The 11,162-nt window shown below is 70.3% G+C and carries 9 protein-coding genes; 7 read left to right on the top strand and 2 right to left on the bottom strand.

The window, feature by feature from the left end; translation table 11 throughout:
* On the top strand, positions 1-449 hold a 449-nt coding region (locus tag ON36_RS19155), incomplete at its 5' end, for a DoxX family protein (protein ID WP_043655320.1).
* 66 nt (positions 450-515) lie between these two features.
* Here ON36_RS19155 and ilvD read toward each other — a convergent pair.
* Positions 516-2,357, bottom strand: a complete 1,842-nt coding sequence (ilvD, locus tag ON36_RS19150; RefSeq protein WP_043655318.1) for a dihydroxy-acid dehydratase — start codon at positions 2,355-2,357, stop codon at positions 516-518.
* A gap of 285 nt (positions 2,358-2,642) precedes the next feature.
* Positions 2,643-3,383 (bottom strand): PH domain-containing protein, encoded by a 741-nt coding sequence (locus ON36_RS19145; protein ID WP_245558130.1) that lies wholly within the window; start codon positions 3,381-3,383, stop codon positions 2,643-2,645.
* Positions 3,384-3,729: 346 nt separating this feature from the next.
* Between ON36_RS19145 and ON36_RS19140 the strand changes: the two genes are divergently transcribed.
* The 6 genes from ON36_RS19140 (at position 3,730) to ON36_RS19115 (ending at position 11,123) form a co-directional block, all read left to right on the top strand.
* Positions 3,730-5,667 (top strand): acetolactate synthase large subunit, encoded by a 1,938-nt coding sequence (locus ON36_RS19140; protein ID WP_043655316.1) that lies wholly within the window; start codon positions 3,730-3,732, stop codon positions 5,665-5,667.
* A 70-nt stretch (positions 5,668-5,737) separates the two neighbouring features.
* A complete protein-coding gene (gene ilvN / locus ON36_RS19135) occupies positions 5,738-6,244 on the top strand; it encodes an acetolactate synthase small subunit (protein WP_043655314.1) in 507 nt (168 codons plus the stop codon).
* A 95-nt stretch (positions 6,245-6,339) separates the two neighbouring features.
* Complete coding sequence (gene ilvC / locus ON36_RS19130) at positions 6,340-7,341, top strand: ketol-acid reductoisomerase (protein WP_174377590.1); 1,002 nt, start codon at positions 6,340-6,342, stop codon at positions 7,339-7,341.
* Positions 7,342-7,486: 145 nt separating this feature from the next.
* Entirely contained in the window at positions 7,487-8,845 is a 1,359-nt protein-coding gene (locus ON36_RS19125; protein ID WP_043655308.1) for a DUF2252 domain-containing protein, read from the top strand.
* 35 nt (positions 8,846-8,880) lie between these two features.
* Positions 8,881-9,756: an AAA family ATPase gene (locus ON36_RS19120; protein ID WP_043655307.1), complete on the top strand. Its 876-nt coding sequence runs from the start codon at positions 8,881-8,883 to the stop codon at positions 9,754-9,756.
* Positions 9,753-11,123, top strand: coding sequence for a vWA domain-containing protein (locus ON36_RS19115; protein WP_043655304.1), 1,371 nt, complete (start codon positions 9,753-9,755; stop codon positions 11,121-11,123). The genes ON36_RS19120 and ON36_RS19115 overlap by 4 nt, the downstream gene beginning before the upstream one ends.
* The last annotated feature ends 39 nt before the right edge of the window (positions 11,124-11,162 follow it).

Below are 11,162 nucleotides of genomic sequence, written 5' to 3'. Positions count from 1 at the left end.
GCTGGTTCCACGGCCCCGGCCTCGACGGCACCAAGGCGATGATGGAGACCGGCGGCTGGGACCATCCCTCCCTGGCCACCGCGCTGGTCGTCGCGGGCGAGGTCGGCGGCGGCGCGCTGCTCGTCCTCGGCCTGGCCACCCCGCTGGCCGCCGGCGCGGTGCTGGCCACGATCCTGGACGCGTGGCTGTGGAAGCAGGGCATGATCCCCGGCTTCCAGTTCAACAACGGCGTCAAGACCGGTGTCGAGTACGAGACCATCCTCGCGGGCGCCGCCGTCGCCATCCTGCTGACCGGCCCGGGGCGGCTGTCGCTGGACCGCGGCCGCGGCTGGTCGACCCGGCCCGCCTACGGCTCGTTCCTCGTCCTGGTCCTCGCCGTCGCCGCCGCGATCGGCACCTGGTGGTTCCTGCACGGCGGCAACCCGCTGACCGGCATCGGCCCGTGGTGAGCACCGCGCCCTGACACGACGATGCCCCCGGGAGATCCCGGGGGCATCGTCATGTCGGCCCGTCCGTCACAACACCTTGCGGACGGCGCCCTTGTCGGCCGAGGTCGCCAGCGCCGCGTAGGCGCGCAGCGCGTTGGTGACCGGGCGTTCGCGGTCCAGCGGCTGCCACGGCCGTTCGCGGGCCTCCATCTTGGCGCGGCGCTCGGCCAGCACCTCGTCGGAGACCAGCAGTTCCAGCGCGCGGGTGTGCACGTCGATGCGGATGCGGTCGCCGTCCTCGATGAGGCCGATGGCGCCACCGGAGGCGGCCTCGGGGGAGATGTGGCCGATCGACAGGCCCGAGGTACCGCCGGAGAAGCGGCCGTCGGTGATCAGCGCGCACTCCTTGCCGAGGCCCGCGCCCTTGAGGAACGCGGTCGGGTGCAGCATCTCCTGCATGCCGGGGCCGCCGGACGGCCCCTCGTAGCGGACGACGACGACGTCGCCGGGCTTGATCTTCTTGCCGAGGATCACCGAGACCGCCTCCTCCTGGGACTCGACCACCACGGCCGGGCCCTCGAAGGTGAACAGGTCCTCGTCGATGCCCGCGGTCTTGAGGATGGCGCCGTCGGGGGCGATGTTGCCGCGCAGCACGCACAGGCCGCCCTCGACGGTGTAGGCGTGCTCGATGTCGCGGATGCAGCCGCCCGCGGCGTCGGTGTCCAGCGAGGACCAGCGGTTGCCGGTGGAGAACGGCTCGGTGGTCCGCACGCCACCCGGGGCGGCGTGGAACAGTTCCAGCGCCTCGTCGGACGCCTTGCCCGAGCGGATGTCCCAGGTGTCGAGCCACTCGTCGAAGTCGGCGGTGTGCACGGTGGACACGTCGGTGTGCAGCAGGCCGCCGCGGCGCAGCTCGCCGAGGATGGCCGGGATGCCGCCCGCGCGGTGCACGTCCTCCATGTGGTAATCGGAGTTGGGGGAGACCTTGGACAGGCAGGGCACCCGGCGGCTGATCTCGTCGATGGTGGACAGATCGAAGTCGATCTCGCCCTCCTGCGCGGCGGCCAGCGTGTGCAGCACGGTGTTGGTGGAGCCGCCCATGGCGACGTCGAGGGCCATGGCGTTGCGGAAGGCCTTGGCGTTGGCGACGTTGCGCGGCAGCACCGAGGCGTCGTCGTCGCGGTACCAGCGGTTGGCGATGTCGACGATGACGGTGCCCGCCCGCTCGAACAGCGCGCGCCGGGCCTCGTGGGTGGCCAGCGTGGAGCCGTTGCCCGGCAGCGCAAGACCGAGGGCCTCGGTCAGGCAGTTCATCGAGTTGGCGGTGAACATGCCCGAGCAGGAGCCGCAGGTCGGGCAGGCCGAGCGCTCGACCTCGTCCAGGCCCTCCTCGGTCACGTTGCTGTTGGCCGAGGCCGAGATGGCGGTGATCAGGTCGGTCGGCGCCTGCGCGACCCCGCCGACCACGACCGCCTTGCCCGCCTCCATCGGCCCGCCGGAGACGAACACGGCGGGGATGTTGAGCCGCATGGCGGCGTTGAGCATGCCGGGGGTGATCTTGTCGCAGTTGGAGATACAGACCAGCGCGTCGGCGGTGTGGGCGTTGGCCATGTACTCGACGGAGTCGGCGATGATCTCGCGCGAGGGCAGCGAGTAGAGCATGCCGCCGTGGCCCATGGCGATGCCGTCGTCGACGGCGATGGTGTGGAACTCGCGCGGCACGCCACCGGCGGCGCGCACGGCCTCGGCGACGATCTCGCCCACGTTCTTCAGGTGCACGTGACCCGGCACGAACTGGGTGTAGGAGTTCGCGATGGCGACGATCGGCTTGCCGAAATCGGAGTCGGTCATACCGGTGGCGCGCCAGAGCGAGCGCGCACCCGCGGCATTACGGCCGATGGTGGTGGTTCGGGAACGAAGCGGAGGCATGACTCATCCTTGATGTTGGCGGTTTCGCCGGGGGCTGGCCGGCGAAGAGCGCAATACGTCGGCGGCGGTCCACGTTACTCCGCGGCGCACCCGCCGCTCGGGGCAGTGCGGGTGTGCTCGCCGGGCACGTCGGCCGGGTGGTTCGGGGTGTCGCCGCGGTCGTGCCGTCGGCGCGGGAGCTGCCGGTGGGTGAGCCGGAGCGGGCGGTGGGTACTCGGTGCCGCTGTGTCGACGACGACGGGTACCCGGGCCGGTTTCTCACCAGCCTACCGGGGGCAACGCCGGTCAGGAGCCGGATTGTTCCGTACCGCCGCCGGTCCCGCCGGTCTCGCCTGTCTCGGCCTCGCGGGCCGCCCGGTAGGCGGCCTCCTCGGCCTCGGCTGCGCTGGCGAACACGTCGGGCAGGCGGCCGCCGGAGGCGTCGATGAGTTCGCGCAGCCGGTCGTAGGTGACCCCGGGCAGCTTCATCTCCGAGTCGTCGACCAGGCGGGCCCTGATGTAGCCGCGCTTGGGGATGCTGATGCCCTTGACCTGCGCCCAGTCCAGCTCGCGCCTGCCGAGCAGCGAGCTCAGCGCGAGGCCGGAGTCCGAGACCGTGGTGTGGGTCCGAGTCACCCAGAAGGCCGCGAGCACCGGCAGCAGCATCAGCCACCACAGCGCGGCGGGCCATCCGACGAACGTGAAGAACACGCAGAACGTGAGAACCAGCACACCGATGTAGGCGAGCTTGGGGATGCCGATCACCGTGACGCCCGGCTCCGGCGTGCTCGCCTTGCGTGGCACGAGCAGCCAGACGATCACCGCGGTGGGTACCAGCAGGCCGATCCGCAGCGAGAGCGGCCAGTCCGAGATCGTGCCGACGACGACGAACGCGACGTAGGCCAGCACGATCGCGGCGATGGCGGCGAGTCTGCCGGGACCGGCCGAGCGGAGGCCGCCCTGCCCGGAGGCGCGACCCGTTACGGTCGCCGCCTCGGCGGTGTGGGACGATTTACCCGGTGGCACGGACTGATGCGGTGATGACACCCCCCTATCCTCGCATCCCTGGTGTAGGACCCAAGCAACCACTCGAGTCCCACATAATGGGACGCCCTGAGTCATCTGTTTGACTCTTCGGTTCACACCCGCTTAACGTCGTGCGTGTGAATCGAAACGAGTTGCTCGTACTCGGCCGGCGCGTCCCGCGTTGAGCCTGACTGCCTGAGTCGAATTACGTCAGCTCGCGTCGCGACGCGCCACCCTCGAACAGCCCTGTGCTGTCGGGGGCTTTTTTGTGTCCGGGGTTTCTCCGGCACCGGCGCGCAGCGACCACCGCGTGTCAAACACACAAGTGTTGTCCGGGTTTCGGAACGACAAGTTAGGAACGAAGACGGTGAGCGCACCTACCGCACGGCCCGGGCCCTCGGCCCGCAGGTCAGCGCCTTCGGCCGGTCAGCCCAATGCTGCCGGCCCGGCGACCAGTCCCACCCGCCGCCAGGTCCCGCCCGAGCGGGTCACCGGCGCGCAGTCGGTGGTCCGGTCCCTCGAGGAGCTCGACGTCGACACCGTCTTCGGCATTCCCGGCGGCGCCATCCTCCCGGTCTACGACCCGCTGTTCGATTCCACCAAGGTCCGCCACGTCCTCGTCCGTCACGAGCAGGGCGCGGGTCACGCCGCCACCGGCTACGCCCAGGTGACCGGCAAGGTCGGTGTGTGTATGGCCACATCCGGCCCCGGCGCCACCAACCTGGTCACCCCGATCGCCGACGCCCAGATGGACTCGGTCCCGATCGTGGCCATCACCGGCCAGGTCGCGACCACCCTGGTCGGCACCGACGCCTTCCAGGAAGCCGACATCTCCGGCATCACCATGGCGTGCACCAAGCACAACTTCCTGGTGACCGACGCCGCCGAGATCCCGCGTACCCTGGCCGAGGCGTTCTACCTGGCCGCCTCCGGTCGCCCCGGCGCCGTGCTGGTCGACATCACCAAGGACGCCCTGCAGGCCCAGACCACCTTCAGCTGGCCGCCGGAGATGCGCCTGCCCGGCTACCGCCCGGTCACCAAGCCGCACGGCAAGCAGGTCCGCGAGGCCGCCCGGATGATCCTCGAGTCCAAGGCGCCCGTGCTGTACGTGGGCGGCGGCGTGATCAAGGCCGACGCCTCCGCCGAGCTGATCGAGCTGGCCGAGCTGACCGGCATCCCGGTCGTCACCACCCTGATGGCCCGGGGCGCGTTCCCCGACAGCCACCGGCTCAACATGGGCATGCCGGGCATGCACGGCACCGTCGGCGCCGTCGCCGCGCTGCAGAAGTCGGACCTGCTGATCACCCTCGGCGCGCGCTTCGACGACCGCGTCACCGGCCAGCTCAGCTCCTTCGCCCCCGACGCCCGCGTCATCCACGCCGACATCGACCCGGCCGAGATCGGCAAGAACCGCCACGCCGACGTCCCGATCGTCGGCGACGCCCGCGAGGTCATCGCCGAGCTGATCGAGACCCTCAAGGCCGACCCGCAGGCAGGCGACGCGCCGCTGCTGAAGCTCGACGAGTGGTGGTCCTACCTGGGCGGCATCCGCGACACCTACCCGCTGGGTTACACCGCGCCGTCCGACGGCGCGCTGTCGCCGGAGTTCGTCATCGAGACCCTGGGCCGCCTGGCCGGTCCCGAGGCGGTCTACTGCGCGGGCGTCGGCCAGCACCAGATGTGGGCCGCGCAGTTCATCTCCTACGAGAACCCGCGCACCTGGCTGAACTCCGGTGGCCTCGGCACCATGGGCTACGCGGTGCCCGCGGCCATGGGCGCCAAGATGGGCGCCCCGGACAAGGAGGTCTGGGCGGTCGACGGCGACGGCTGCTTCCAGATGACCAACCAGGAGTTGGCCACCTGCGCCGTCGAGGGCGTGCCGATCAAGGTCGCGCTGATCAACAACGGCAACCTCGGCATGGTCCGCCAGTGGCAGACCCTGTTCTACGAGGAGCGCTACTCCAACACCGACCTGGGCACGCACACCCTGCGCATCCCGGACTTCGTCAAGCTGGCCGAGGCGCTGGGCTGCGTCGGTATCCGTGTGGAGAAGGAAGAGGACGTCGAGCCCGCCATCCGGCAGGCCCAGGCGATCAACGACCGCCCCGTGGTCATCGACTTCATCGTCGGCAAGGACGCCCAGGTGTGGCCGATGGTCGCCGCGGGCACCGGCAACGACGAGATCATGTTCGCCCGCGGCATCCGTCCGCTCTTCGACGAGGACGAGCAGGTCGCCGAGCCGGCGATCATCCACGAGGCGATGGAACGCGAGCAGGCTTCCGCACAGAAGGACCCCGAGGCATGAACGGTCAGCGCCCGGAGGAGGCGGCCCGCGTGATGACGCAGGGCGCCCGAGCATGCCAGGAGGCAGCAGCATGACGAGCAGCACCCACACCCTCTCCGTGCTGGTGGAGGACAAGCCCGGCGTGCTCGCGCGCGTGGCGAGCCTGTTCTCCCGCCGCGGCTTCAACATCCAGTCGCTGGCCGTCGGCGGCACCGAGGTGCCCGAGATCTCCCGCATGACCATCGTCGTGACCGTGGAGGACCTCCCGCTCGAGCAGGTGACCAAGCAGCTCAACAAGCTGGTCAACGTCATCAAGATCGTCGAGCAGGACGCCGACGCGTCGGTGGCCCGCGAGCTGATCCTGGTGAAGGTGCGCGCCGACGCGAGCGTGCGCACCCAGGTCATCGAGGCCGTGCAGCTGTTCCGCGCCAAGGTGATCGACGTCTCGCCCGACGCGCTCACCGTCGAGGCGACCGGTACCCGCTCCAAGCTCGACGCGCTGCTGCGCATGCTCGAGCCCTACGGCATCCGCGAGATCGTCCAGTCGGGCGTGGTCGCGGTCGGCCGCGGACCCAAGTCGATCACGGCGACCCGTTAGCCCCGCGCGGCCACCCGCCGACCTGGGGCATCCGCCCCGCAAATAAACTTCGTTCTACCGATTCTCCAGAAGGGACCAACCAAGTGGCAGTCGAGATGTTCTACGACGACGACGCCGACCTGTCGATCATCCAGGGCCGCAAGGTCGCGGTGATCGGCTACGGCAGCCAGGGCCACGCGCACTCGCTGAGCCTGCGTGACTCCGGCGTCGATGTGCGCGTCGGCCTCGCGGAGGGCTCGAAGTCGCGTCCGAAGGCCGAAGAGGCCGGTCTGACCGTCGGCACCCCCGCCGAGGTCGCCGAGTGGGCCGACGTGATCATGGTGCTGGCGCCCGACACCGCGCAGGCCTCCATCTTCACCAACGACATCGAGCCCAACCTGAAGGACGGCGACGCGCTGTTCTTCGGCCACGGCCTGAACATCCACTTCGGTCTGATCAAGGCTCCGGCCAACGTCACCGTCGCCATGGTCGCCCCGAAGGGCCCGGGCCACCTGGTCCGCCGCCAGTTCGTCGACGGCAAGGGCGTCCCGGCCCTGATCGCGGTCGACCAGGACCCGACCGGCGAGGGCCAGGCCCTGGCGCTGTCCTACGCCAAGGGCATCGGCGGCACCCGCGCCGGCGTCATCAAGACCACCTTCAAGGAAGAGACCGAGACCGACCTGTTCGGTGAGCAGGCCGTCCTCTGTGGTGGCACCGAGGAACTGGTCAAGACCGGTTTCGAGGTCATGGTCGAGGCCGGCTACGCGCCGGAGATGGCCTACTTCGAGGTCCTGCACGAGCTGAAGCTGATCGTCGACCTCATGTACGAGGGCGGCATCGCCCGCATGAACTACTCGGTCTCCGACACCGCCGAGTTCGGTGGCTACCTGTCGGGTCCGCGCGTCATCGACGCGGGCACCAAGGAGCGCATGAAGGCGATCCTGGCCGACATCCAGGACGGCACCTTCGTCAAGCGCCTCGTCGCCAACGTCGAGGGCGGCAACAAGGAGCTCGAGGGTCTGCGCAAGGCCAACGCCGAGCACCCGATCGAGGTCACCGGCGCCAAGCTGCGCGGCCTGATGAGCTGGGTCGACCGCCCGATCACCGAGACCGCGTAAGGTCCCGTCTCGCACGCACGGAGCCCGCCGGAATCCGGCGGGCTCCGTCGCGTTCCGGGGGTTGCCGCGCGGCGGTAAAACACGGCTCGGCATCGGTGCCGCGCAGGTCCTTGCCGTGCCGACGGGGTAGCGCAACACTTGCCCGATGACAACCGTGGAGGATTTCGCCCGCAGCGCCGTGGATCAGGGACGGGCCGCGCGCAAGACGATCTCCCGTTCGGCGCTGGGGAGCTGGGGCGCCGGACCGGATCGGGAGGACCCGATCGCCATTCTCGAACGGCAGGGCCAGACCCGCGTGCCGGAGCTCGTGCCGATCCGGTACGCCCGAATGGCCATCTCCCCGTTCACCTTTCTGCGCGGCGCCCCCGCGGTGATGGCGGCCGATCTGGCCGCGAGCGAGAACACCGGGCTGACCGTGCAGCTCTGCGGTGACGCGCACCTGTCGAACTTCGGCCTGTTCGCCTCCCCGGAACGCAACCTCATCTTCGATGTCAACGACTTCGACGAGACGCTGCCCGGCCCGTTCGAGTGGGACGTCAAACGCCTGGCCGCCAGCGTCGCGGTCGCCGCGCGCGACAACGGGTGTTCCGACGACCGCGCCGCGGCGGCCGCGGAGGTCGCGGCCCGCGGATACCGCGAGTCGATGGCGGCGATGGCCGAACTCGATTCCCTGTCGATCTGGTACGAGCGCGTCGACGCCGATCGGGTGCTGTCGATGGTGCAGAAGCCCAAAGGCCGCCGGGTCGCCGAGAAGACCATGGAATCGGCGCGCAAGCGCACGAGCCTGCAGGCGCTGGACAAGCTCACCGAGCCCGACGCCAACGGGATCCCCCGGATCAAGAACCAGCCGCCGCTGCTGGTGCCGATCGAGATCCTCGACGAGAAGGTGGTCAAGGAGATCCTGGGCGACTTCCGCCGCAGCCTGCCCGACGAGCGCCGCATCCTGCTCGATCGGCACGTCGTGGTCGACATGGCGATGAAGGTGGTCGGTGTCGGCTCGGTCGGTACCCGCTGCTTCATCGTGCTGATGATGGACAAGGAGTCGGGGACGCCGCTGTTCCTGCAGGTCAAGGAAGCCGAGGCGTCGGTGCTCGCCGCGCATCTCAAGCCGAGCCGTTACCAGCACCAGGGGCATCGGGTGGTGGCGGGCCAGCGGCTGATGCAGGCCGCCAGCGACATCTTCCTCGGCTGGGCGACGGGTCCGGCCGGGCGCTTCTTCTACTGGCGCCAGCTCAAGGACATGAAGGGATCGGCCGACATCGGCGCCCTCGATCACACGCAGCTGGCCAACTACGCCGGCCTGTGCGGCGGCGTGCTGGCCCGCGCGCACGCCCGCTCCGGCGACCGGATGGCGATCCACGCCTACCTCGGCAACAGCGACAAGTTCGACAGGGCGATGGCCGAGTTCGCCCTCGCCTACGCCGATCAGACCGCCGCCGATCGTGATTCGCTGCTGGCGGCGATCGACTCCGGCCGCCTCACCGCGGCGCCGCACGCGTACTGACCGGCGCGATCGGGCGCCGGGTAAACTGGCTACCGATGAGTAAGTTCTTTGCGTCGGTCGACGCGGTGACCCAGCGATTGACCGAGGCCGGCTACCTGCCGTCCACCGATATCGCCACCGCGGTCTTCCTGGCCGACCGCCTCGGCAAGCCCCTGCTCATCGAGGGGCCTGCCGGGGTCGGCAAGACCGAGCTCGCCAAGGCCGTCGCGAGCGCCGCCGACGCGCGGCTGCTGCGCCTGCAGTGCTACGAGGGCATCGACGAGGCGCGCGCCCTATACGAGTGGAACCACGCCAAGCAGCTCCTGCGCATCACCGCCTCGCGCGGCGACGGCTGGGACAGCACCCGCGACCACGTGTTCACCGAGGAATTCCTGCTGGCCCGCCCGCTGCTGGCCGCCATCCGCGACCCCGACCCGACCGTGCTGCTCATCGACGAGCTCGACAAGGCCGACGTCGAACTCGAGGGGCTGCTGCTCGAGGTGCTCGGCGACTTCCAGGTCTCCATCCCCGAACTGGGCACCGTCACGGCCGTGCGGCGCCCGTTCGTCATCCTGACCTCCAACGCCAACCGCGACCTGTCCGAGGCGCTCAAACGCCGCTGCCTCTACCTGCACATCGACTATCCGACCGCCGAGCTCGAACGGGCCATCGTGCGGCTGAAGGTCCCGGAACTGGACGCCGCCCTCGCCGATCCGGTGGTGGGCACCGTGGCCGCGCTGCGGCAGCTCCCGCTGCGCAAGGCGCCGTCGATCGCCGAAACCGTCGACTGGGCCAAGACCCTGGTCGCGCTGCGCACCCGGGAACTGACCGCGGGCGTGGTGCGCTCGACGTTGGGCGTGCTGTTGAAATACCAGTCCGACCACCGGGTCGCGGTGCGCAGGCTCGCCCTCGACGCCGGCGACGAGCGATGACCACCGCCGCGGCGCCCCTCACGGACCGACTCGTCGACTTCGTCGGCGTCCTGCGCGAGCACGGCATCCTCGCCGGTCCCAGCGAGACCGTCGACGCGGGCCACGCGATCGTCGCGCTCGGCACCGGCGATCCGGACCGTCTGCGCGCGGGCCTCGCCGCGTGCCTGCTGCGCCGGAACGGACAGCGCGCGGTCTTCGACCAGCTCTTCGACCTGTACTTCCTCGGCCTCGAGCTCCCGCCCGCCCGCCCGGACGACGATCCGGAAGCGCTGCGCGAGAAGCTGATCGCCACGCTCGTCCAGGGCGCCGACACGGCGCGGCTGGCGCGCGAGGCCCTCGACACCTTCGGCGCGTACGGGGGCGCGGGGGAGAGCGCGGGGCGGGTCACCCAGGCGTCCGGCGCGGGCTGGTCGTCCTATCTGACCATGAAATCCCTGCGCCCCGACGAGATCTCCGAGCAGGTCGCCCAGACCATGGGTGGCACGGGGCAGTTCGACTCCGCCGTGCACACCATCGAGGCCCGCCGCCGGGTCGACCGTTTCCGCGCGCAGGTGCAGACCGAGGCCAGGCTGCGGTCCGCCGAACTGCGCGGCACCGACTACATCGCCCGCCGCGGCGTCGAGAACTCCGCCGACCGCACCGATTTCCTCGGCGCCCGCGAACAGGACCTGGCCGAGATGCGCCGCCTCGTCCACCCGCTGGCCCGCAAGCTCGCCACCCGCCTCGCCGTGCGGCGGAAGAAGGCCGTGCGCGGGCAGATCGACCTGCGCCGGACCCTGCGCCGCTCGATGGCCACCGGCGGTGTGCCCGTGGACCCCGTCCTGCGCGCGCGGCGCCACGGCCGACCCGACCTGGTCGTCCTGGCCGACGTCTCCGGCTCGGTCACCGGCTTCGCCGAGTTCACCCTGCAGCTGGTGCAGGCCCTGCAGGACCAGTTCAGCAAGGTCCGCAGCTTCGGTTTCGTCGACACCTGCGCCGAGATCACGTCCTACTTCACCCCCGGCGAGCCCCCCGAACCCGGCTTCGCGCGCACCATCGTCCGCGAGGCGGGGGTGGCCCGTTTCGGCTCGAGCAACTACGGCGAGGCCCTGCAGGGCTTCCACGACAACTACCTCGACGCACTCGGACCCCGCACCTGCGTCCTGATCCTCGGCGACGCCCGCACCAACCGCACCGACCCGAATCTGGCCGCGCTGGAAGCGATGATCGACCGCGCCAAGGCCGTCTACTGGCTGAACCCCGAACCGTCGCGGTCCTGGAACACCGGCGACTCGGCCGCCCACACCTACGCCGAGGTCGTCACGATGCACGAATGCCGCACCGTCCAGCAACTGGCCGAGGTGATCGGTCGGCTACTGCCGGTATGACCCCGGGAATCCCGGCGGCGGAGGTGTTGTCCCGCACCA

The sequence above is a fragment of the Nocardia thailandica NBRC 100428 genome (assembly GCF_000308795.1).
GTDB classification, from domain to species: Bacteria; Actinomycetota; Actinomycetes; order Mycobacteriales; family Mycobacteriaceae; genus Nocardia; species Nocardia thailandica.
Note: the sequence above shows the minus strand (reverse complement) of the source record. Positions and strands in the feature narration are given on the sequence as shown.